This is a genomic window from Stieleria tagensis, from assembly GCF_024129865.1.
GTDB lineage: Bacteria > Planctomycetota > Planctomycetia > Pirellulales > Pirellulaceae > Stieleria > Stieleria tagensis.
In genome coordinates, this window is sequence record NZ_JAMYFE010000033.1 from 100,938 (window position 1) to 124,136 (window position 23,199).

The following is a 23,199-nucleotide window of genomic DNA, read 5'->3' on the forward strand; positions in this document are numbered from 1 at the left end:
CAATTCACCTGTGCAAGCACCACGATCCGACCGGCAATTGACGCAGCAAGCGCAAGGGGTGAGTGACAGACGTTTGCCACTCGCTATGTCGCCCAGAACCACAGCTGTCAGGTGTCGCCACTGGCTTTTTTTGATTGGTAGTTCTCTTTGACTCGTCGAAGAATTGCATTGTAAAGCACGGTCGGAACGTTTCCGGTTCGATCCTGAATTTCATCGACAGGGATCCTCTCAAACCAGGTGCAAATCACTGCCGTCTTACAACGAAGGCCCGTGCGACTTGGGGTGTCCGATGAAGTCGAGTAGGGCAGTTGGATGACATCAGGGCGAAGTAAATCGGTGTCGTTGAACTTCGTGGTCCCAGCTACAACGATACAGACCTCGCCATTTTCGGTGAGGTCAACCACGACTGCAGGGCGAATTTTTTCGTTTCCGCCTTGCGGATCCAATAACTTCACCCACACGACATCGCCTCGAGCTACTTCCACTTCGGCTATTTGGCGTTGAGTAGTTTGGACACTTCCGACTGAAGCGATTCTCGCTCCTCGGCTGCAGCGAGTTGATAGCCTTCCTTTGCCGATAGCCGCGTCCTTCTCAGGCACTCACGGAAATCATCGATGTTTTCGATCGGTGTTGAACCGTAGTCACTTTCGATGGAAGTAGCTGTCACTTCGACGCTTTCGGCCACGTAGTGGTATTCGCGGTGTAGTTTTCTGAAGGTGCGGTCGTGCTCCTCGCAGTAACTGTTCGGGTCTTTCGACACCGAATCGCGGAAAGCTTGGTCGGCGCGGTCTAGCGTCCCGAACAGCTCTACCATGTCACCAAGAAGGTCTTCAAACTTGAACACGACCCTCGCGTACTCGTGGCCTAGCTTCCAAGTTTCTTCTTGGCTTTCACAAGCTTGGATTTTGTCTCGAATCGGGTTTGTAAACCGTTCCAGGCCGTTCATCTGTTTTGCGCAATGAGAGGGTCGTTGGAATAACCGCTACTGGAGTGGCTCTCACTAGACTATCTCGGCACAATCTGCCAGTCAATTTATCATTTGGCAGCGAGGGACTCGTGCGCAGCCGAACGGCATCAAAGCGCGGACTCGCTGAAAACAACCCGATTAAAGGTTCTCCCGCGTATCCATTTCCATTTCTTGCCGAGATTTGGACAAGGGTTGTCGATGTGTTGGACTGCCTCAGGCACAGGTCCTGGGTAGCTCAGCAGCTTGCTTGGAAAAACTGGAATCTGGATTCTGGTTCGGTCGTTCCGTCCAAATGTATTGGATATTCAACCCCGTCTCGTGCGGACCAAGGTCGAAGTCGAGCACCGCGATCCGACCGGCAATTGACGCAGCAAGCGCAAGGGGTGAGTGACGGGGTTCGAACCCGCGACATCCGGAACCACAAAGCGACCTGGAGACCAGCGAAAAACACACTTTTCTTTATAGTGAAAACCGTGGTTATAGCGTCCTTAGCGTCGAGTCGAAACCACTCACTTTGACTCTCTTTTTTACGGGGTTTCAGGCAGATCGGCCGGAGTTATCTGGTAGTGTCCCAAAAACCCGATTGCTTTTCATGGGGTGCTTTAGCGACTTCTCGGGCTGCACGTGCGTTTGGGATTTGTGCGCCATGGCGCACATTCTCAGACACCTCGGCAGCATCAACACCGTCTTTCAAAATGCCTTTCTGCTTTCGCTTATCGGGGACCGCTTTGACGAACTTTGCCGCAAGGTCCGCTGATACTTCGTCGCGATCCATTGCTTCGCCTAATTGGTCACAGCCATTCTTTATCGCTGACTTGGCGTTCTTGACTGACTTTGGACTGACGTTTAGCAAACCAGCCGCTGACTCAGAAGTAGGTGGGCAGTTCTGCCCACCTACTTTTCGACCATTGCCGACTTCGCCATTTTGAAGTGTTGCGGCCTTGGCGCGTTTCACATTGCGGGGCTTGACGTTCAGTTGGTCTGCGGCTTCATTGATAAAAGTGCCATTTGGCCCTTTTTCCTCGCTTGGCCTCCCCCGCCCCATGTTCGCGATCTTGGCCGCGATTGACCTCCCCGCCAACTCTGTAGCCTTCGCCTGGATTCGATTCCAGCAACCTCGCCTTGATTGCTTCCCTGAACAAAGTCCGGATCCGCTTGCAGTGCTTGTTGGCTGTCGCCTCCGCCAGTCGGTCCGGATGGATCATCCAGCGGTGCCACGATTCAAACCATGCCGGCGTGATGGCCTTCAACGGTTTGTCTTCGCCCAAGCGGATGGAGAACCAATTCACCGATTGCGAATAGTTGTTTTTTGTGATCGGTGACCAGTCGGCGCGCTCGTCGATGTATTGCCGGAAGAATGCAACCGCCAAATCGGATTGCGAGCTGGCCGGATCTTTCGATTCGACCAACTTCCACTTCACAATCGCGGCATGAATCCGCCCCTCCAACTCAGCCGCCCACGTCGCCGCTGACGCGTCCGGCTTGACATTGGCCTCACAGCCCTAACCAACTCCTCGACGTGCAGACAGACGGTTGTAGCCGCCCTCTTGCTCATGTCACCAAGCCAGAGTGATTTCTGTTTTCGATTCAGGTAGAACCGCAAGCGCCATCCAGTGCGGCCTCGATCGGTTTCTTTTTTCAGTGATGCCAAGGTTAGTTTCCAGAGGTCGCCTGAATTGATTTGGTCAGTTCCAGTAGTTCGCTGTCGTTGGCCGTCAGGAATGAACGCAAGGTTTGATCACGATCTGAGATTGGGACGTTGAAAAGTTGCCAGTCGCCGGCTTTGGTTTTCCGAAGGACGAAGACCGTCGTTTCGGTGTCGTCGTAGCCAGCGAGCACCTTCCGTTTCGGGTCCAGTTCGACCAGCTTCAATCGGGCAATTGGCTGGGGTTCAAAAGTCATTTTCGGGGACCCCCTTTTTCTTAGAGTGTTTTTGGCTCACGAAGTGCAAGCCAAAATGCACTCGTATATTTCTGTACTTTCTGTACGGGGTGACATGGGTGTCACCATTAGATGTCGTGGATGTCACCATTAGATGTCGTGGATGTCACCATTAAATCAGGGGGTTGGTCATGCGTTAATGGTGACATGGGCGTCACCATTAGATGGTTCTTTAATGGTGACATGGGTGTCACCATTAGCGGTCTGTCCAGTGATCCGATATGACCTCGGAATTGGACCGTTGTGCTCGGCCTCTAAACGGACAACTCCGGCCGTCTCGAGGTCGTTGATAATTCGCTTCACATGCCGCTCGCTGAGTCGCGCAGACTTGGCAATCCGCTTCGTCGACGCGCGAAAGAATCCAGCTTGTCGGCCATGCCGAAAACAGATCAGCAGAACCGCCAGGTGGCTCGCAGATGGAAGCGTTGGGGCGATGTCATCAATAATCCGATTCAATTGCTCAAACCGCTTTTGTGACTTCCGTTTCGTGGCTTCTCCTTTCATCAAAAAACAGATTCCTCAAACGGGTTAGCACTCTCTGACGCTGCGTTCCAGGAATCAAACTCACCGGAAAATTGGTTGATAGTGGCCGGTGATCTGAACGTCATCTTCGGTCCATCAAAGACCAGATCGATACTTCTCAGACCACCGTTTCGGTTCTTCAACGCTCGCAACTTCATCGGCCGGACAGACGGTTTCGATTCGTCGTCGGCATACTCGCCCACTTCGTCCAGCATGTAGGCCGATGTCCCGCTGTACTCTATCGACGAAGTGTCTCGGAAGCTCCCCAGATCGCCCTTGGCGTAGCTTGTGCGGTTGACGGCCGAAACTGCGATTACCGCCCATCCCGCCTCACAGAATCGACGTGCGGTCGTCATCGTCTGCATTCCGCGATCTTGGGCATTGGCATCGCCCGCGCCGAACAACTGAACGTAGTCCATCAGTAGCAATCCCGGCTTCTGCCGCAACGTCAAAAGCTCTTCAAGATCGCCCAACCCACATCGGTCTGATTTTACAAACCCAACATTCTGCAGCACATCGCGAAAACCTGACTTCTTTGTCAGGTCGCGACGCTGTTTTTCGGTGAGCGTGTTGAACCGGATCGCATCAAACCCAACATCCAGCAGCATCGCCAACCGCCGCTTGATGAGAGTAGCTGCTGTGACTTCCAGTGACGCGACCACGGCTTTCAGACCATGTTCATTGGTCACCACGTCATAAAGTGTCTGCATCGCCAGGGCGGTCTTACCACGACCAGGTGGCGCGCCGATCACGGTCATCAGTCCAGGGCCAATTTCAAACTTCGGCAATGCCTCGCCACAATTGAAAAGGCGGTCGGACTTGCCGGCAAAAAGGTCACGGACAACCGAGTCGAACACGTCAGCGCCACTGTCAAGCAAATGACTGCACGTCCCATCATCCAAGAGTCCGTCACGATACGCGTGCCACTCGGAAAGAATCTCTGGGCCACTGATCGGAAACTCAGCAAGACGATCAAGTGTTGACTGAATCTCCGCGTTGGTTGTGAACAACCGTTCGGTGAAGCACTGAACACCATGGCCGATCGCCAGCGCCTTATCGAACGTCCGGAAATAGAATTCCCTTGTCGCTTGGCGCGGGTCTTCTTGCGCAATCATTGGTTGCCACCCCTTCGACCAAAAACCAATTCACGCGCATCATGCCAGTACGGTTCTGATGACGGTTCACCGTACTGGTCCGCGATTTGGCGGGCAAGCACCATCGTGGCGAGTTGTTCTAAGAGCGTCCCCGGTTGATTCGGTGACGGGTTTACGGTTTTTCGGATTGCCGGTTCCGAGATGTATGCTATACTCATTGCACTCTTTGCTAGTTTGGTGCCGCCTTCGAAAAACAGCACCGGACAAAAAAACTTGAACCCCGTGGCTACCCACCACGGGGTTCTTTTCGTTGGTGGTTACCGGCTGAACGCGACCTTGTAGGATCTCGTTTCTAGATACTCGACGAATTCAGCCAACTGCTGTTCGCCGTAGACAAACCGGGTCCCGATCTTTGGGGGCGGTGTGATCCAGTTCGTTCGCTGGGCGACCATTAACTGCGCGCGATTGATCTCGACGCCAACAGCCGCACTTGCGGCCGCCAAAAACTGTGCTCGACTCATGAGATCCCTGCTGGTTTGAGTGATTTCAAAAAACATACAAAGGTATGCGCGGACAACTTTCGATATTTGTCGACAACCTATCGACCCTCGCGCCCTCAAGTGATGTCAATCACCCGCCTGCCCGATTTGCGAAGTGCGCACAGACCCTCTGTGGCCCCTAGTGGCCCGTATATAAAAAGTGCGGATTCTTTCTGCTATTCAGCCCGATAAACCCGCTCAACGCCGACATTCAGTTCTCCGTCGCATTCGCGCTGCTGGGCGCGAACCACTCGAATGACCTTCGCCATCAGAGCCCGATCGCTGGGCGTGTCGTTGAATGGCCGACTGATCCGGCGATGGATGTTGCCGTTTGGCTCCACCAGGACGACCCAGCAGCACGTGAGTAACTGAGCGAGCATCGCGTCGAACGGATCACTGCCATCGCGTGAGTGGGCGACAGCGGGGCTCTGAGGCATCGGGGAAAAAGTGGCGGTGCTCACTGTGGAACATTCCTTGCGGTGGCCAATTATCGGATATCCGATGTTTAAATCTTGGAATTCCAATGTTTAAAAACCGGGATTCTGGTTTTTAACCATCCGCGCACGACAACGGCGTTTGACCTGGTTCAAACTGGGGAGTTACGCCCAGTCGGGTCCGTCGCTAGCCGGCCTCTGCCGGATCACAGCTTGGGATTGCTCCCCCAAATCAAACGCCGTTGTCATTTCTCAATTTCTGTAGAAAGGTAACTCTCTTGCCTTGTCGCCATCGGCATTTACAAGCCGGGGCCAAGTCGATTCGGTTTGAAGTCCAAATCAACGGCGGGCCCAGTTTGGTTGATCCGGTGGGATTTGTCAATTCCAGTGACGTAGCCCCCGAATCGACCTCAACGAGTAGATCAGGCGCGTGCTCAACCACGTCTCGGTAGGCGTCCATTGTGGAACCAGAAACGCCGACCTTATGACCAATGACATCACGTGTCGTTTCGGTCTGAACACTTATGGTACTAGTACCATAAGTGTTTTTCTTTCCAGGGGCTGTACCGCCGTGATCCCTCTGCCTCGACTTCGCCTCTGCCTCCACAGCCCCACGCCACGCGTGCCCGAACTTCGCCTTATCTGCCGTCGTCAAATGCCGCTTGGCAACGTTCGTTTCGCTCGTTGGCGATCTCGGTGGCACGGTTGACGACCTCGGCTTGCTTTTCCGAGGGTGCTTTGGCGACTTCAAAGGCCTGGGTTCCAGTCTGTATTTGTGCAATATCTTGCACATTTTCAGATACCTCGGCCGCATCAATCAAGTGGGAAATGTGCGCCATGGCGCACATTTTCAGCCTGTCCTGGGTTTGCAATTTGTGCAGCATGCTGCACATTCTTAATTTGTCCAAGACCTTGGACGTTTTCAAACACCCCTGCCGTGATCGGATTTTGTCTCCAATTGGAGACATTTCCACCCAACGCCAAGATGTGAGAATTCTCACACCTTGGCGATTCACTATGAGATTCCTCACATTGAATTTTCAATGTCAGATTTATGACATTGAATTTAAAATGTCCGACATGTCGGACATTACCCCGGCCGGATTCCACAAATGTGATTCCCCATATGTGGCGGTGGATTTCCGCCCTTGCCCGGCCGGGTCACTGCGGCACGTAGTAGTTTTTCCAGGCCTCATCGGCGTCGCGGTACTTTTCAAGCGCGGTTTGCACTTCGGCCAGTCGCGATTCAACCTCCGATCGCTTCGCCGCCGCCAGTCGTTTGGCCGTGGCCAGTGGGGCCGTCTTCGCGACCTGTGTAACGCTGCCCGGCCTGTGTCGGTCATCACCGCCGAATTCTGGCACGGTGCTGTGCTTGACGATCACCTCAACGACATCGACGTTCATTTCCAGTAGTTCACGCGCTGGGCCATTCAGCGCTGGCGGATGCAATGCAAACGGTCCCGGCTCGGTTTTGTCCAGCAATTCGAAAAACTGCATCGCGCTTTCAAGCCAGTCCAGTTCCTTCAACAACGGCTGCCGTTTAGCCACGTAGTCACGAGTGATTTGGTGCTTGATGAATCCCGGTACACAGTACCGAAGAAGCTCAACGGCGCTTTCGCGAACGTTCACTTCGTGTTTCGCATCGGCCAACCCGTCATCGATGCGACGAAGCTCCTTCTCTAACTCTTTGATCTTTCCTTCGATTTGCTTTCGGGCTTCGTTCGTTTTCGCCAGCAAACTGTCGCGGACCTCGATTGCTTTCTTCCGATCGGCCGCTGTACCTGCGTTGTACTGGTGTTCCAAGATCGATTGTCGGTTACTGATCTCAGTCTCCATCACCGTTTGTGATGCATTCGCAATCGTTAGTGCGGCGTCTTGTTCGGCGGTCAGTTCTTCACCTTTCGCCAGTGCGAAGTACGCCGCGTCCAAGATTGTGGTTGATAGTTCTTTTAGTCGCTGAGCGTCGTTAATTGTTGTGTTCGTCATTCTCGTTCGTTCCCCAAGTCAAAGTAAAAAAGTGTGGTTCAATTAACGGCAATCACTTGCTGCCGTTGTTGTACGATCGCGATTGCCTGTGCTCGCGTGCAATCGCTTTGCCGTTGGGCTTCGTCAACCTCTTCCCAGAATGCCTCCGAGGCATCGCTGGTTGCGTGCTGGCGTGCGTTCAATTGTTGACGATGGTCATCGATTCGCATTAGCGTGCTGTACAGCACTGCGTTGATGTCGCTGCCGCTGGTTGGCTTGTTGTCGATCGCCTTCAACACGTCGGACAGAAATCCAACGCCATCGATCAGCCCCACCGACTCGGCATCATCAGCGCTGTAAATTTTGGCGGCTTCGATCTCCCGCATCTGCTCCGGTTTCAATCGCCGGTATTTAGCCACGTGGTCAACGAAGTGCTGCCCAAGTTTGCCAACCAGGTCACCGAAGTATTGCTTCACCGATTCGGTGATAGGTTGCGATGGATGGCCAGCCGCTTTCATCGAACCGGTGACGATCACCTCCGTTTGAATGCCAACCCGGCGTTCCAGTTCGGCAAACGATTTCAATTCAAAAACGCTTCCGATCGATCCCGTCCAACTATCGGGTGCCGCGATGATCGTGGTTGCTCCGGATGCAAGGAAGTATGCCGCGCTGGCACCAATGCCATCGATCACCGCGACGACTGGCTTTTGTTTCGCCGCGTTGGCGATTGACTGGGCACACTGTAAACAACCGCTTGCCAATCCACCTGGTGAATCGATGGCCAGCACAATCACGCTCACGCTGGCGTCGCTGGTTGCGTATTCAACCTGACGGGTCAGGTCTTCATACGTCGCCAGTCCAAGTAACTCGGTCATCCAGGTAGCGCGCCGACTTAGCGGGCCTGCAATGTCCACGACAGCGACACCAGATTGTTGCGATCGCGTTTCCCGCTGCTTGATGTTCGGCAGTTTGAATTGACTGGCCGCATCGAGCAGTGATTGCACTTCGCCCACGGCAAACGGTGCCAGAAAGTACGGTTCTGATTTCATATTTCAATCAAGTCCTCGGCATTCTCGCCACTGCTGAATTGACTCTGGATCGCCACCATCGTCCGGTACTGATGACTCAGCGCCCGTAGGCCATCGGTTGTTTCCAAAAGCAATTCGCAGTAGCGGTATTGCTGTTTCGTTCGGACAAGCATCCGCACCCGTCCAGCGAGTTCGCGGTTGGCCTGTGCCATTTCAGCGAACAAGTCCGCCTGTTTTTCTAAAAGTTCCGCGTCCATTGCTTTCCCCGTTTGTGATTCAAAATGCCGGGCAGCCCCAACAGCAACTGCCCGGCGCCAAGGCCTACGTCGGCCGTGGTTCGTTGGTTATTTCGCGTAGCCCTGTGTCCGCTCCTTCTTCGCATACTTCACCAGTTGACCCGTGTTTGATGCGATGGTCTCGAAAACTTTCTTACTGCCGTCCGGGCGCACCAAGTTACGCTCGGGCATTCCACGGAAATTCTGTGCGGCTTCCATCGAGCGGGAAATACCTGCGGCGTCGATGTTCATTACCGGGTGGGTTAATCGCGAAGGCATTTCAGTCGCGTCTCCCACTCTTGCCCCATGTTGTCAGTGATTTTCCGCATTGCTTTTCTCGTTGAGTTGGGACACCGCCAATCGGCCGGCGTCGGTAATTCGAATGTTCGAAGTTCGCCGCTGACCAGCCACGCGAGTGGTGATCAGTTTCTTGGCGATGAGTGATTGCATTGCTCGAGTGATTCGCTGCCTCCGGTTTTCATCGCTTGGACCAAACCAGTCACGTCGTGAAAAATCCGGTCCATACTTTCGCTGGCGTCGGATGGCGGCACTGACCAACAGTGATGGCCGTTCCCGTTCGACGCGCTCGGTTCGCTTCGCCAGTTCGCGCAGGAACAGTTTTTCGGTTTCGTTCAATGTCCCATCCAGTGAGTTTGTTTCAGTTGCGTACGTGCGTTCCTACGGATCAAAACGTGATGGTTCCCTTCGACATTTCGAGGCGGGGGGGGCCCTCGAAAAGGACCCGAGGTCAATGGGAACACACCGCCTCAGCCAGCCCGGAAACCGGGACATCCGGGCTGGCCTCAGCGGTGGGAGTGAACGGCCGAATGCCCTTACAACGCAAGTGGTATCGCCTGCCGAGGTCTTTCAGCGCGAACCGGAGTTGCCGCAATTCCTCGGCTTCATCCCGGGCGTTACTCTCGACAACGATTAAATAGCGGGCCATCAGATCCCAGCCTCTTCCAACTCGCGGAGAGCGGTATTGTGGGCGGCCTCGATCTGCCGCGATGTTGACGCATTCACCGGGACACCATCGGCTGCTGCCGTTGTACGATCGATGAATTCGTTTACCGCCTGGATGCTTGTCAGTCTGCGGCCACCTAGTTTGTGTGACCGCAACTTGACGCCGTGTCGGTTTGGCTTTTGGCACCACCGCATAACAGCAGACAGGCTAGGACGGCGGCCGGTCGCTCGTTCAACAGCGTCACGCAGTGGCAGTAGTGTTTCGGGTGATTCATTCATCCCCGAACCATATCAACACATGCGCGGACAACCTCAGTGAAGTTATTGGGAATTCATTTGATTCAATCATCCCCGAAACGTATCAGCACATGCGCCCCCAACCTTTTCTAATCAACCAATCTTCAACGCGATGCTGATCGCCTTGGCTCGGTCCGCTTCGGCATAGACCTGTGTTACATCCGCATTGGAGTGCCCTAGGATCAACTGGGCGCCTTCGATACCAAACTGTTTCCGCACGTCCGTCCCGCGGCTGTGTCGTAGTTGGTTTGGTGACCATCGGTGATCAGATCGCCAGATTTTCAACTCTTCGCCCTTGGTGCTCTTCGGTGCTGGAAACGCTCGATCACATGCCCGCTCAATCGCTCGGCGATAGGTCACCGTCGTGTACCTTTCTGACGGCCTGCGTTTTCCAGCTTCACCTTTCAGCCCTCCAGATCGCTTTCCGGTGCGATTCCCGCACGATGCCGGTGTGACTCTCTGGGCGGCGTCTCGGGCCTTTCGTTCGTTTACCGCATCGATCGGCCTGAATAAAGCTTGCGGGCCTTCACGGTCCAAATACGGGGCCAGGATCAGTTGTGCGGCTGGTCCGATGAACAACTGCCGCTTGTGCCCGTGATGCGCCGTTTTGTGGTCATCAAGGGTGGCAATCCAAACCGCCTCGGATCGATCGATTGAATCGGGCGTCAGTTTGCAGATCTCGCCCGGCCGACATCCGATCAGCAATTGGGCACGAACCATATCAGCGACAACGCTGGAAAGGTGCGGCAGGGTGGCGTCGATGTCCGCTTGTGACACTGGCTTGACTGGTTCTGTTTCCGGCGCCGCGGTCCGCCCTCGTTTCAGTGAGGGAACCAACCGCAGGGTTTCATAGACCGAAGCAGATAGCTTTTCTTCACCAGCCGCCCACTTGAACATCCGGACGATTCGCTTGACGTTCGCATTGACGTATGGCCGCGCCCACCCCAGATCGACCATCGTTTGCCGGACAGCCTTTAATTGAGATGGCCCAAACAGTTCCGCCGTGTGTTTTGCGTAGAGCTGCTTCAACGGCCGCAGCGCCAACACCACCCGATGAAGCTCCGACGCCCGGCCGTCACCGTAATAGCCCCGGCAGTGGCGGTGATAATCAGCCATCAGCATTGCGACCGTCAACGCTCCTGATTCGATCCCGAAGCTTTTACTCCGGCCGCTGGCGATGTACTCGGCAATGATCCGATCGTAGTCACGTAGACTTGCCTTGGTCCCGTGTGGCCCCAAGAAGTAGTCTCGGCCGTTTATCGTGCAGCGTGCTTGGCCGCTCGATTTGTGCTTTCGGTAACTTGGCAAGATATTGCGGGGACGCGCCATAGAGCAAACTCCTAGGGGTTTTTAGGACTGTCCCAAAAACCCAGGTCTAAAGTGTGCTCTGCCAGATGGCGGCAGGTCGCGGCAAATGCCGTTAATTGTCGAGTCAAAACCAGGGGTGAGTGACGGGGTTCGAACCCGCGACATCCGGAACCACAATCCGGTGCTCTAACCAACTGAGCTACACCCACCGTGTGCAAGCAACTGGCGTACCGATCTTTGAGCGTCTGCGCGCCAGTTGCACTGCGAATCCAGACTTTATCCGCCGATGAAAGTTCGGTCAACGGTCTCTTTTTTTTTCTGTTCGGGTGCCCGCTGTTGGCACTTCCATCGCCAGGAAAGCTTCGGTTTCCGTCCCGCCGCCTGCGCAATCGACGAAAGGCGGCGATTGCGCAGGCGGCTGCGATGATCGGTGCTTGGCGGCGACCCTGCAGCGGTTATCCTATTCGACTCGACTGATCCCACCTGGCTCTCTCGCTCACACATCCCCCCCCTCGATGCGGATCCGATGGCACGACGCAGACCACGTAAACCATCGTCATCCCCAGTTCCCGCTGGCTCGAATGCCGACTCGATCGCTGGTCGCACTGCCGGGAGAGAGACGTCGGGCGAAAGCGATGTCGGCCGTGCAGGTGGCATTCAAGCAGGTGGCAGTGACACTGGAGGTAATGAAGTTGGGGGCAGTGAAGTTGGGGGCAGTGAAGTTGGGGGCAGTGACCCCGCCGATGTGAATGGTCAGACGCGTGGATTTCCACCGCCCTGGTTGGTCGGGTGCATCAGCCTGGCCCTCGTCTTTCACTTGGGGGCGCTGTTTTTGTCCTATTCGGCAATCATCGAACCTTCGTCCACGCACACTCGGTTGCTCAATAAGCTAACGCCGTATTTGCGCGCCACACATTTCTCGGCCGATGGTCGACCCTTTTACCTGGCCCATGCGACGGCCGACGAGCAACCGCACCGGCTTCAAGTCGCCACGGGATTGTCGTCGTCGGATAGCAATCCGGTGGTCATCGACCTGGAAACACAATGGACCACCGTCCAACCAGGTGGGATTCCCGGGTTGGCCGCAGCGGATCGCTACCGTCGCTGGATGTTACTGGTCGCCACCCTGGCTCAATCGGATCGCCCCAGCCTGGCTGCCGCGCTGTTGATGCCACTGGTTGCCGCCGACGAATCGATTGACGCCGTCCGGATTGTGCGGCTGCCGACCGAGTTGACCACTGCCGAAGACGACGCAGCACCGCCGGTCTACTTGGCCCGTGTCGTCCGCGAGGGCGATCAAGTCCGATTGGTTTCGATTCAATCAAAACGGTTGACGACTTTCCCACGCGAAAATGCCCCGCGACCGAGCAGCGATGAGGCGCAGCGATGAATCGACTGAATGGATCACGTTGGACCGCATTTTGGCTGGCGCCCTCCGCATTGACGCGGCTGGATTTTGTACGCCAAGCACTGGGGATCGTCACCGCCATCTATTTCATCGCGTCATGGTCCGATGTGTCGACGTGGTATCAACAGGGGGCACCAGCATCGAGCTCGAACTTGGCAACGTTTTTCCGCACCGCAGAATTGACCAGTGATGCGCGGTGGATGGTGTCACCGCTGTTTGTTTGGGATTCGATTTTTGCGGGTTCCCGATGGAGCGAATCGGCGCTGATCTACCGTCTGTACTTGGTGATCGGTGTCGTGCTTGCTGTGTTGACCGTGTTCCCCAAACAACTTCAGCAGCTGGGATTGCCGGCGCGTCTGTCGGGCTTGCTGGGCGGTTTCCTGCCGAGTCTGTTGTTGTGGGTTTGGTTCGTCGGTTGGGCCAACCGAATCGTGTTGTTGGCTGGTATTGTCGAGCCCCTACTAAGTGTTTCGCTGGCGGCGCTGGCGATCGCACCGTGCTGTTTGAACCGAGTCGATGCGGGTCAGCGGAGCAGTTGGACGGCGACCCTTTCGCGGCGCTTACTCGCGGTGCAGGCCACGCTGATCGGCGGTCTGACGAGTGCGACGATGATTGCCAGTCCGACGTGGTGGAACGGGATGGGGGCCTATGCCTTGGTTGCTCCCACGCAGGACCGACTGTTTGATGTTCGCGGAACCTTTTTTGAAACGCCCTGGGTCTATGAATTGACGACATTCTTGCTGGTGTGCGCGCTGCCGTTAGGGCTGATTCTGGCTTGGCAAACGAATTTCCGTCGGCTGGGGATCGGATTGATCCTCGCTTGGTGTGTGCTGATTGGACTGCTCTCGGCAAACGTTCTCTACGCTGCGACGCTAGGCATCATTGCGACCACACTCGGAGACGACAAAACTCTGGACCACGCCTCTGCCGGAGCGAATGGGGCAAAAACGCTCGACGGCAGAAACGTGGCCACAAATTCTTAAATGGCTAAATCAGCAATGAGTTCCGCACCTGGGAACGATCATTTTGTTGATTTCCACCTCTTTTTTCAATCACTCCCACACCGCATTAAAACAGGACGAACAAATGAGTCAACTCGCAGGGAAAATCGTGGCTATTACCGGTGGCGGCACGGGTATCGGTTCGGGTATTGCCAAGGTCCTGGCGGAAGCGGGATGTCGCGTCGCAATCGGTGGTCGGCGTTTAGAAAAATTGCAAGCCTTTGCCGATTCCGTCAACTGCGACACACCCATTCACTGCCATGTGTTGGACGTCGCTCAGCCCGACAGCGTTGACGCCTTTTTTGCTGATGTCAAAGCCACGTTGGGCGATCCCGACATTCTAGTCAACAGCGCGGGTATCAATATCCAAAAACGGACAATGGCGGAAATGATCCCGGATGATTTTGACCGGGTGATGCAGATCAATGCCAATGGTGCCTACCGCTGCATGCATGCCGTGCTACCGGCGATGCGAGAGCGCCGCGACGGTCTGGTCATCAACATCTCGTCGGTCGCCGGGAAACGAGCGATCTCGCTCGGTGGCGTCGTCTACTGTGCCAGTAAATTCGCCATGACCGCACTCGGCACCGCGGTCAGCAACGAGGTGCGTGACGAAGGCGTACGGATCACCAATGTCTACCCGGGCGAAGTCAACACGCCGATTCTGGACAACCGCCCGGCACCGGTTTCGCAAGAGCACAAGGATTCGATTCTGCAGCCCGAGGACATCGCATCGGTCATCTTGTCGATTTGTGCCCTACCGCCACGAGCCAACGTGCCGGAGATCGTGATCAAGCCGACCAAGCAAGAGTGGGTGTAGGTCCCGGGTGTTGTGCCCAGAGCACGCTGGGTTGGTTTCCAGGTAAGATAGTGGTTGATTGCAATTTCCTGCCCACGCCCTTCTTCCTGGCTGCCATTCCATGCCACGCTACGCTTTGATTGCCGGTTTGTTTCTCAGCGCGTTGTTTCCAATCAACCATGATTGCAGCGCACAAGACAGCGCCGTCGCTACCGCATTTGAGATTCCAGCCGATGCCGAGTTGCCCGGCGCCGGGCCGATGCGACGGGCCGGTTGGTTTCAAAATGTTTGGCAACAACGCCGCCAGACGTTCGCCGCAAACCGCCAGTCCAGCCAGGGTGCGGTGGTGTTCTTTGGCGATTCCATCACCCAGGGCTGGCAAGACGATTTCGGCGGCGCGTTTGAAGGCATGGCCACTGCCAACCGCGGTATCAGCGGCGACACCACCCGAGGCATGCTGTATCGATTGGACGAAGACGTCCTGGATCTCGATCCCGCTGCCGTCGTGATGCTGATGGGGACCAACGACTTAGAAGAAGGCGCCACGCCGGAAACCGTCGCTGGCAATGTCAAACTGATTCTCGCACAACTGAAACAGCACAACGCCGAGATGCCGATCGTGCTGTGCGAGGTGTTTCCCAGCAGCGAGTCGAAAAAGCGACCGGCTGCAAAAATCAAAGAACTCAACCGACTCTACCGCGAGCTGGCTCGTGGAGACTCTCAAATCACCGTCCTGGATACTTGGACCCTGTTCGCCAACAAACAGGGCGACGCCAAAAAGTCCGAGTTCCCCGATCTGTTGCATCCGAATGATCAGGGGTATGCCAAATGGCAGGCCGCGCTGCGACCGATTTTTGCCACCCTCGGATTGATTGAAACCCAGCCGGATCCATTTCAGATTGAACCCGACGCGGTGTCGTTGTTCAACGGACACGATTTGACCGGTTGGGGTTACGTGGCCACGACAGCGGAAATGCGGAAGCAGCGTGACCGTTGGATTCCACGCACCAACGGCGCGGTGGTTTGGCCGCTGGTCGAGCAGGACATCTCCTTTGACGGCCAACAGGCGACGCCCGATGGCCGTTACGTCGCGATCGCCGGACGACTGGTTGTGACCACTCCACCGGAAGGTCGCAAGATTCAGCAACTGTTCACGACAGACGAGTTCAACGAAGACTTTGAACTGAGGTTGGAATTTCGCGCCACCCCGGCCGCCGACAGTGGTGTTTTCTTGCGTGGGAAACAACTGCAATGCCGGGACTTTCCACTGGCCGGTCCCTACACGGAACTTATGAATTTTCGCAGCGGCGATTGGAATGAGTTGGTCGTCACGGTCAAAGGAAACACCGCTCATTGCACCTGTAACGGCGAAGTCATTGAGGACGCGTTTGAGATTCCGGACAGCGGGCCAATCGGACTCGAAGGCGACCGCGGACAAATCGAGTACCGCCGCATCCGCGTATTGAAGTAGCATTTTTGTATCGCGAGTGCGACGGGTGGGTTTTGACGTCGCGCTTTTGTCCCAACCCGACGCGTCAGTTTTGAAGTTGCGCTTTTATGGTAACCCGACCGGGCTGTTGATTTAATTAGCCGGTCGCTAGTTGGTGTGGAGGATTTATCCGACCGGCCTGATTCTTCGTCGAAAACCCTCACCCGAGTCGGATAAATCCTCCACACCAGCGCCGTTGAAGTGACGCGTCGGGTTAGGAAAGAAACATGCCCCGCGTAAAGATGCAACTTCAAAACATTTGGTTGATTGAACCGGGTTCTAGAAAGAGACTCATTCCATGAACAAAACCGAAGTGTTCCAGCTGTTGAAAGAAAATTCGAACCCACGAGGTATCGAAAATTGGAAGAAGTGTGGCGTCAAAGACAGCGGGCTGAAGAGTTTTGGGATTGGTTTGACACAACTTCGCAAACTTGCCAAACAGATCGGCCGTGACCATCAACTCGCGTTACAGCTTTGGAAATCTGATATTTACGACGCCAAGGTGATCGGTTTGTTGATCGACGAACCCAAAAAGATCACGCGTGAACAAGCCGAACAACAAGTCGAGTCACTCGCCGGTGGTTACCTGGCGCATGTTTTTGCCTCCTGTGACGCGACGCTCCCCAAGACCCCGTTTGCATTCGAATTGGCGCAGGACTGGATTGCCAGTGACGATGCGAACCGACGGCGCTGTGGGTATTCATTGATCTACGAGCTTTCCAAGAAGAATCCCAAAGGCATGGACGATGACTATCTATTGCAGTTGATCGAGCAGATCAAAAGCAAGATTCACGGCGAAGACATGTGGGTTCGTGAATCGATGAACACGGCATTGATGGGAATTGGAAAACGCAGCAAACGCCTTCACCAGGCCGCTTTGAAAGCCGCCAAATCAATTGGTCCGGTGGACATTGATTATGGCGATGACAATTCCTGCCAGCCGTTGGATGTGGTCAAACATCTGACCAGCGACCACCTTAGGAAAAAGCTCGGGGTTTAGGATCTGCGTCGGCCCCGCTTGCACAGTGGAACGCAGTTGTCTTGTTTTCAGTGATTCGGTGGATCAGGTTGCTGCCAAATGCTCATGCCGCCATCGACATAAATGGTTTGCCCGTGAACGTGTTCGGCGGCATCCGACAGTAGGAACAAGGTGGTGCCGGCGCAAGCGTTGGCGTCGGGGACTTGTCCATTGGGTGTGTGCATTTCCATCCATTGCCGGACTTTGGGCTGGTCGATTCCAGACGCCGTCAACGGGGTGCGCACCAGTCCCGGTGCCATTGAATTGACGCGGATTTGATGCGGTGCCAGGGACACGCACAGCGATCGTACCATCGCCGCCACCGCACCCTTGCTGGTGTCATAAGCAGTGTGGTTTGGTTCGGCAAGCAAGCCGTTGATTGATCCGGTGAACACCACCCGCCCACGAGTGTTATCACGAATCCAACGACGTGCCATCGCCTGCGTGATAAAATACCCGGCGGCGACATTCAGGTTCATGGTTCGCTGGTATCGCTGGAAATCCATCTCCAGATACGGCACATCGCAAAACGTCCCCGCGTTGTTGACCAGCAAGTCAATCCCCGGCAATTGCGTGAATGCCTGATTCAGCAGGTCGTCAACGTAATCTTCGGGCGGCCGAGAAAGATCGGACGCCAGCAACTCCGCCTGGACCCCCTGGACACGGCAGGTTTCCAGCGTTTGCAGTGCCGGTGGATCACGCCGGAGCCCGACGATCAACACATCTGCACCCGCTTTGGCCGCGGCGACGGCGATCTCCGCGCCGATCCCTTGTGTACCACCGGTGATCATGGCCTTGCGACCGTCTAGTTGTTTCATCAGTCAATCGAATCAGAGTCGGGCAGGATTATTGTAAATCGTTTTTCTAGCCCAGATGATACATCGAAGCACGGGGCGACTGACGGCCGGGGCTTTGGTCGCCCCAAATGATTTTCGCCGGTGCTTGAAGCGATCCCCGATTCACGGCAAACTTGTCGCTGAAATTCCTTTCTCACTACGGCCAACAACCATGTCTCACCAAAAACGTTTCGAAGCACTTCAACTGGAACTGCCCCCGGCACCCAAGCCAGCCGGCGTTTATAAACCCGTCGTCGTCGCTGGTGGGATGGCGTACGTGTCCGGCCACGGTCCGCTCCAGGCCGACAAGACCCTGATCACCGGTCGGCTGGGCGCGGACATGGACGTCGATGCCGGCTATGCCGCGGCACGCCAAACTGGTCTGGCGATGTTGGCGACATTGCAAAGCCATTTTGGGTCGTTAGACAAGATCAAACGCGTCGTCAAACTGCTGGGTTTGGTGCAATGCGTCGAAGGGTTCCCCAATTCGCCGGCCGTGATCAACGGGTGCAGCGAATTGTTCGGTGAAGTATTCGGCGATGACGATGGGATCGGAGCCCGCAGTGCCATCGGCACCAATAGTTTGCCCGGAAACATCGCCGTCGAAATCGAAGCGATCTTTGAAGTCCAGTAGTCCAGTAGGCCAAGTGAAACCTGGCGTTCAATGATCACCAGGCTGCGTCTCGCCGCCTGGTGTTTCGATGGTGACCGCCATCACGATCGGAGCCGATTGATCTTCGCCCTTGACCAATTCGATCGTATCGACCGGTTCGGTGCGTTTGGGTGTGATCGCCAAGTAGCGCACTTGTTGGCCGCCCAGCGGGAATGCAAACTCGCTGTCTGGCACATCGACGCGCCGGATGTAGTCAGCGATGTGTTTGCCGTTGATCAATTCATGGTCTTCGGTCTGGCCATCGGTGTAGTTGAACCTGACGATCATCGAAACCGTTGGTTTGCGATCGTAGGGGAAGTTCCACCCGCCGACGCCACCCAACAGGTGCACCGCCTTGACGGGGCTGTTGCAAGGCAACGACACCGATTTCGGCATCTTTGGCGGCAGGTCACCATTGGGACCGTTCAGCAAGATGATGTTGGCTTTGGATTTCCCTTGCGGATCCGTCAACAGAAACGGGACCTCGTGAAACAGTTTGGGGTCCCAGCTGGGGAACACCATGCGGTCGGGACCGTTGTCGTTGTTGCTGAACAACCCCTTGGTACTGATCGCGGTGGCATAGCGATCGAGTTGCACCGGTAAATAGCGGCCTTTGCTGGTCAAGAATTCGAGCAAGTCCGTCATCGCTTCCATGCTGATTGAACTCTCGAATCCCTCCGGCATGATCGACTTTTGGGACATCACCAATTGCTCGATGTCTTCTCGCAGCACACTGCGTTTTTTGCCTTCGGTATCAAACATCTCGATCGCCGTTTTTGATTCCGATGCCAACATGCCGCTTAGCACGATGCCATCGAAGGTCAGCACGGTGTAGGCGCGGAAGTTGCCTTCGACATTTCGGCTGGGGTCTAAAATGTGCGTCAGCAATTCTTTCTTGGGGTGCACCGCCATTCCAGTCAGGTTGGGACCGACCTGGACACCAATGTCCCCGTGGACATGACATTTGGAGCAATGTTGTTTAAAGACTTCCAAGCCTTTTTTAGCGTCCCCGGTCTCTGTGGCGGCGACCAGATATTTGTCCAATACCTGTTGGCGGTCGGCGTTGGGAAGCGATCCACCTTGTTCGAGCAACTGTTTGGCACGACGGGCGATTCGTCGGTTGGGGTGTGCGGCGAGAGCCTGTTGCTGGTCGAGGGCAAGTTCGCTGAGTGAGATCTTGCCGGCTTCGGCTGCGTCCAACAAGGCACTTGTCGACGCGGGGCGTTTCAGCAATTGCAGAAACGTGGCCTGCTTCAGGGTCGGCGTCATCGTTTTGGCTCGGTCGATCAGTTCTTCGCCGATTCCCTGCCATCGACTCGCTTCCAGCGCACTGATGATGCCCAGCGCGACGGTCGGCGGTGTCCGCGGTGTGACTTCGTCCAATAGATCGGCAACCACATCCGCGTCATCTTGCATGAACTCGACCAATTGCTTGGCCGCTGCAATCCGCGATTGGTCCTCGGCGTCTTCTTCACGAACTTTGTCCAGCAGTCCCTCTGCGATTTCCTGTTGATACTTTGTGAATCGCTCGCTGCCCCATTGTTTGGCCAGTTTGACCAACTCGCCCTGCGACCCTGGTGCGATTCGCTGCATGATCTGATCTAGCTGGTCTTCGACCTCTGGCGCCAATGTGACTCGGTTACCGGTCTTCCAGCCACTGCTGAAGCCTTTGATCACGGCATCGATGATTTTGGTGTCGGCAGAATTCAATCCCGCCAGCAGCGTTCCGGCCGAAGTATTGTCCTCCGATCGCGCGTAGTGTTCGCTGACGATGGCGACCAATTCCAATGCCGCAGCGGACGGGTTGTTGGCGCTGGCCAACGACTCCAGGAACGTATCGCTGTTGTTTGCTGCTGCACTGGTCAACGCATCGCGCGTCCAGCGGTCCGCCATCGAAACCGGATTGGCAAGGACTTGCATCAATGCGTCGGCTGACGATGTGCTGGGCGGCAAATCTGACAGCGCCAGCAGGGCAGCAACGCGAACATGCGGATCGCGATCTTGATGCAGATTGGCCGCCAACACCGCGGCGACCGATTCCTTGGCATTCGGCAGCACTTGGATCGCATTGCGGCGGACACCAGCGGATGGGTGGCCGAGGGCTGCAACCGCCGCATTGAACGCGTCGGTGCCGGGTTGTTCCAGCAGACCCAGACCGTGCAGCGTCCACAGGCCATGGATCGCTCCAACGTTCAGCCCGATCGGATCGACACTGGGGTCTTGGACCAATTCGATCAGTGCAGGTAGCACATCGACTTCGCCGCGTTCGACCAGCAACCGTTGGGCGTGTTTGCGTACCAGCATCGTCGGATCGGTCAGCGCGTCGGCCAATTGCGACGAATCGGCTGTCGCCAGGTTTCGCGGGAGTGAATTTTTTGAGCCATCGGCAACCACGCGATAGATGCGACCGTGTTTTTTATCACGCAGTTTGGTTTCATAGGCCTGGCCTTTGCCGGTTTGGAATCCTTCTGGCGTCGGGTTGTGCTGGACAATGTAGTTGTACCAGTCGATCACCCAGACTTGGCCATCTGGGCCGACTTCCGCCATGATCGGTGCGGTCCATTCGTCGTCACTGGCGACCAGATTGAAGGGACTGGTTGATGTGAAACCACTGCCTTGCCCGTTGAGGACAAAGGCGCCGGTCAGGTGACCCGTCGGCCCGTTCACAAAGGCAACACGGTTCCAGTATTCCTGAGGATACTCGCGGGCGGTGTACAGGGAGTGCCCGGCACCGGCGGTGTAGCCGCCGTGATGATCGACTTGACGAACTTTGTCGGTGATCGGATTGAACTGGTTGGTGTCGGCGATCGACGACAGCGTCAACGACGGCGTCCAGCCTTTGACACGTTCGTAGTATCGGTTGGGGATCGGCATGAACACACTGGGGCACCCGTTGGCGGTCGATCCAAAAATCAAACCTTCTTCGCTGATTCCCAATCCCCACGTGTTGTTGTTGGTTGATCGAATGAATTCGACTTCGGAACCGTCTGGACGCATGCGAAAGAATCCCATGCGAAAGCGTTGCTGTGTGTCACCATCGGCGACCGGTTGGGAGTTGTTGTATCCCTGCATCGCCCAGATCCAGTTGTCCAGCCCGTATTGAAAGTTGCTGACGCCACCATGGGTGTCGCCAAGCTCCCAGCCGCGCACCAGAATTTTTCGCTCGTCCGCCTTGTCGTCTCCATCGGTGTCTTTTAGGTACAAGGTCTCCACCGCATTCTGGACAATTGCACCGCCACGATGAAACGTGATGCTGGTGGGGATACTTAGTTCTTCGGCAAACACCGTGAACTTATCCGCTTTGCCATCACCGTCAGTGTCTTCACAGATGCGGATACGATCGCGGCCTTTTCCCGGCGGCTGTAGCTCGTTGGGATAGTCATAGGTTTCAGCGACCCACAACCGGCCTCGCTCGTCCCACGCCATGCAAATCGGTTTGCCGCCCAGTTCGGGTTCTGAAACGAACAGTTCGACATGAAATCCTTTGGGAACGACCAAGTGCTTGAGCGACTCTTGGGGCTCGAGCGGTTTCTGCATCATGTTGAGCGGATCACCCTGAGTCCCCCAGCTTTTTGACGGCGTGTAGTTGGGGATTTCCTTGCCGACATCGACGTACTCAAACGGTTTCAGGTCTTTGCGCACTTCCGGCGTTTCGGGGACCGGAAAGGCAGCGTCTGCCAAATAGGGACCGGCGGTCTGGGGATCCTGCTTGGCAGCCCAGCGGAGACCGCGTTCGACCAAGTTCACAAAGCCAGGATTGGTCCAGGTCCGCGTGTCGTGTCCCCATGCGGTGTAGAAAACACGGCCATCGCCCTGGGTACGAATCCACGTCCACGGCTCACGACCGTCGCTGTCGACACGATACTCCAATACCGTGCGGTCGGTTTCGTTGTGCAGATGATGCACGTAGGTTTCATCCCAGCTTTGGAACCCGCCAAATCCCTGCATCAGTTCGTGATCCGGCGCCGCGATCTCGGGGCGAAACACACCCGTACCGTGACGGATGAATTGTGCTCCCATCAAAGCGATCATCTTGGGCGAGTTTCGAAAGCAGAAACTGGCACAGTGCAGTGGTACAAAACCGCCTCCCTGTTCGACATAATTCAGCAACGCGTCCGCTTGCTCGGGGGCGATTTCATCGATGTTGGCATACAACGCCAGCACGTCGTATTGCCGCAGAGTTTCCGTGTTTAAATCCGCAACGTTGTCGGTGTAGGTCAGCTGAATCCCTCGCTCGCCGAGCACCGGGGCAAGCTCATCGAATCGCGGCTTAGGTTGGTGGTGACCGTGATCACCCAGAAACAGCACCTGGATATCATCTGCAGCGGAGGTCGCTGCTGACATGACAAGTAAGGCGATAGCCGCGAAGCGGCTCAGCGACGAAGAATTCATTTTGGTTATCCACACGGGGAATCGATGATCTTCATCAGTCTATGTCAGGCCGCAGACCAGGAAAGGCAATATTGCGCATTGCCATTGCGATTTTTCACCGCCTCGAGATCGCGCGCCGTTGGCGTTCACGCTTTAGCGTGCCGGGGCCTGAATAGCCGCAACCCGGCGCGTGTGTGACAACCTGAAGGTTGAGCTCCAACGGTTTGGAGGTTGGAGTTCACGCTTTAGCGTGTCGGGGCCTGAATGGTCACACCCGGCGCATGTGGCAACC

At 55.8% G+C, this 23,199-nt stretch carries 25 protein-coding genes and 1 tRNA gene; 6 read left to right on the forward strand and 20 right to left on the reverse strand.

Features of this window, described 5'->3' with window-relative positions; translation table 11 throughout:
* Positions 1-107: 107 nt before the first annotated feature.
* The 18 genes from NHH03_RS28335 to NHH03_RS06925 form a co-directional block, all read right to left on the reverse strand.
* Positions 108-599, reverse strand: a complete 492-nt coding sequence (locus NHH03_RS28335) for a type II toxin-antitoxin system PemK/MazF family toxin (RefSeq protein WP_390895529.1) — start codon at positions 597-599, stop codon at positions 108-110.
* Positions 491-946 (reverse strand): hypothetical protein, encoded by a 456-nt coding sequence (locus tag NHH03_RS06845; RefSeq protein WP_253155015.1) that lies wholly within the window; start codon positions 944-946, stop codon positions 491-493. The genes NHH03_RS28335 and NHH03_RS06845 overlap by 109 nt, the downstream gene beginning before the upstream one ends.
* A gap of 577 nt (positions 947-1,523) precedes the next feature.
* A complete protein-coding gene (locus tag NHH03_RS06850) occupies positions 1,524-1,922 on the reverse strand; it encodes a hypothetical protein (RefSeq protein WP_253155016.1) in 399 nt (132 codons plus the stop codon).
* A 34-nt stretch (positions 1,923-1,956) separates the two neighbouring features.
* Positions 1,957-2,376 carry a phage integrase SAM-like domain-containing protein gene (locus NHH03_RS06855; RefSeq protein ID WP_253155017.1) on the reverse strand — a complete coding sequence of 140 codons (420 nt, stop codon included), beginning with the start codon at positions 2,374-2,376 and terminating at the stop codon, positions 1,957-1,959.
* 244 nt (positions 2,377-2,620) lie between these two features.
* Positions 2,621-2,869 (reverse strand): hypothetical protein, encoded by a 249-nt coding sequence (locus NHH03_RS06860; protein ID WP_253155018.1) that lies wholly within the window; start codon positions 2,867-2,869, stop codon positions 2,621-2,623.
* Between the two features lie 168 nt (positions 2,870-3,037).
* A complete protein-coding gene (locus NHH03_RS06865; RefSeq protein WP_253155019.1) occupies positions 3,038-3,412 on the reverse strand; it encodes a helix-turn-helix domain-containing protein in 375 nt (124 codons plus the stop codon).
* On the reverse strand, positions 3,412-4,545 hold the full coding sequence (locus NHH03_RS06870) for a DnaB-like helicase C-terminal domain-containing protein (protein WP_253155020.1): 1,134 nt from the start codon (positions 4,543-4,545) through the stop codon (positions 3,412-3,414). Before NHH03_RS06870 ends, NHH03_RS06865 begins: the two co-directional genes overlap by 1 nt.
* Before the next feature lie 296 nt (positions 4,546-4,841).
* Complete coding sequence (locus NHH03_RS06875) at positions 4,842-5,045, reverse strand: hypothetical protein (RefSeq protein ID WP_253155021.1); 204 nt, start codon at positions 5,043-5,045, stop codon at positions 4,842-4,844.
* A gap of 194 nt (positions 5,046-5,239) precedes the next feature.
* The gene (locus NHH03_RS06880; protein ID WP_253155022.1) at positions 5,240-5,524 is read right to left on the reverse strand and encodes a hypothetical protein; all 285 of its coding nucleotides are present in this window, start codon (positions 5,522-5,524) and stop codon (positions 5,240-5,242) included.
* A 611-nt stretch (positions 5,525-6,135) separates the two neighbouring features.
* Complete coding sequence (locus tag NHH03_RS06885) at positions 6,136-6,381, reverse strand: hypothetical protein (RefSeq protein ID WP_253155023.1); 246 nt, start codon at positions 6,379-6,381, stop codon at positions 6,136-6,138.
* Between the two features lie 277 nt (positions 6,382-6,658).
* Positions 6,659-7,483: a hypothetical protein gene (locus tag NHH03_RS06890; RefSeq protein WP_253155024.1), complete on the reverse strand. Its 825-nt coding sequence runs from the start codon at positions 7,481-7,483 to the stop codon at positions 6,659-6,661.
* 38 nt (positions 7,484-7,521) lie between these two features.
* Positions 7,522-8,511, reverse strand: coding sequence for a S49 family peptidase (locus NHH03_RS06895; protein WP_253155025.1), 990 nt, complete (start codon positions 8,509-8,511; stop codon positions 7,522-7,524).
* On the reverse strand, positions 8,508-8,747 hold the full coding sequence (locus NHH03_RS06900) for a hypothetical protein (protein ID WP_253155026.1): 240 nt from the start codon (positions 8,745-8,747) through the stop codon (positions 8,508-8,510). The genes NHH03_RS06895 and NHH03_RS06900 overlap by 4 nt, the downstream gene beginning before the upstream one ends.
* 87 nt (positions 8,748-8,834) lie before the next feature.
* Entirely contained in the window at positions 8,835-9,017 is a 183-nt protein-coding gene (locus NHH03_RS06905) for a hypothetical protein (RefSeq protein WP_253155027.1), read from the reverse strand.
* A 60-nt stretch (positions 9,018-9,077) separates the two neighbouring features.
* Positions 9,078-9,401: a hypothetical protein gene (locus NHH03_RS06910; RefSeq protein ID WP_253155028.1), complete on the reverse strand. Its 324-nt coding sequence runs from the start codon at positions 9,399-9,401 to the stop codon at positions 9,078-9,080.
* A 309-nt stretch (positions 9,402-9,710) separates the two neighbouring features.
* Positions 9,711-10,007, reverse strand: coding sequence for a DUF1580 domain-containing protein (locus tag NHH03_RS06915; RefSeq protein ID WP_261364127.1), 297 nt, complete (start codon positions 10,005-10,007; stop codon positions 9,711-9,713).
* Between the two features lie 111 nt (positions 10,008-10,118).
* On the reverse strand, positions 10,119-11,354 hold the full coding sequence (locus tag NHH03_RS06920; protein ID WP_253155029.1) for a site-specific integrase: 1,236 nt from the start codon (positions 11,352-11,354) through the stop codon (positions 10,119-10,121).
* 114 nt (positions 11,355-11,468) lie between these two features.
* Positions 11,469-11,542: transfer RNA gene (locus tag NHH03_RS06925), tRNA-His, on the reverse strand.
* Between the two features lie 317 nt (positions 11,543-11,859).
* Between NHH03_RS06925 and NHH03_RS06930 the strand changes: the two genes are divergently transcribed.
* The 5 genes from NHH03_RS06930 (at position 11,860) to NHH03_RS06950 (ending at position 17,030) form a co-directional block, all read left to right on the forward strand.
* Positions 11,860-12,723 carry a hypothetical protein gene (locus NHH03_RS06930; RefSeq protein WP_253155030.1) on the forward strand — a complete coding sequence of 288 codons (864 nt, stop codon included), beginning with the start codon at positions 11,860-11,862 and terminating at the stop codon, positions 12,721-12,723.
* Positions 12,720-13,724: a hypothetical protein gene (locus tag NHH03_RS06935; protein ID WP_253155031.1), complete on the forward strand. Its 1,005-nt coding sequence runs from the start codon at positions 12,720-12,722 to the stop codon at positions 13,722-13,724. Before NHH03_RS06930 ends, NHH03_RS06935 begins: the two co-directional genes overlap by 4 nt.
* Before the next feature lie 103 nt (positions 13,725-13,827).
* Entirely contained in the window at positions 13,828-14,562 is a 735-nt protein-coding gene (locus NHH03_RS06940) for an SDR family oxidoreductase (RefSeq protein ID WP_253155032.1), read from the forward strand.
* A 100-nt stretch (positions 14,563-14,662) separates the two neighbouring features.
* A complete protein-coding gene (locus NHH03_RS06945; RefSeq protein WP_253155033.1) occupies positions 14,663-16,012 on the forward strand; it encodes a GDSL-type esterase/lipase family protein in 1,350 nt (449 codons plus the stop codon).
* Positions 16,013-16,328: 316 nt separating this feature from the next.
* Positions 16,329-17,030 (forward strand): DNA alkylation repair protein, encoded by a 702-nt coding sequence (locus NHH03_RS06950; protein WP_253155034.1) that lies wholly within the window; start codon positions 16,329-16,331, stop codon positions 17,028-17,030.
* Positions 17,031-17,077: 47 nt separating this feature from the next.
* Here the strand turns inward: NHH03_RS06950 and NHH03_RS06955 are convergent, their stop codons facing one another.
* Positions 17,078-17,866, reverse strand: coding sequence for an SDR family NAD(P)-dependent oxidoreductase (locus NHH03_RS06955; protein ID WP_253155035.1), 789 nt, complete (start codon positions 17,864-17,866; stop codon positions 17,078-17,080).
* Between the two features lie 190 nt (positions 17,867-18,056).
* Here NHH03_RS06955 and NHH03_RS06960 point away from each other — a divergent pair, with 190 nt between their 5' ends.
* Positions 18,057-18,518: a RidA family protein gene (locus NHH03_RS06960; protein ID WP_253155036.1), complete on the forward strand. Its 462-nt coding sequence runs from the start codon at positions 18,057-18,059 to the stop codon at positions 18,516-18,518.
* A gap of 27 nt (positions 18,519-18,545) precedes the next feature.
* Here NHH03_RS06960 and NHH03_RS06965 read toward each other — a convergent pair whose 3' ends face one another.
* Complete coding sequence (locus NHH03_RS06965; RefSeq protein ID WP_253155037.1) at positions 18,546-22,928, reverse strand: PVC-type heme-binding CxxCH protein; 4,383 nt, start codon at positions 22,926-22,928, stop codon at positions 18,546-18,548.
* Between the last annotated feature and the right edge of the window lie 271 nt (positions 22,929-23,199).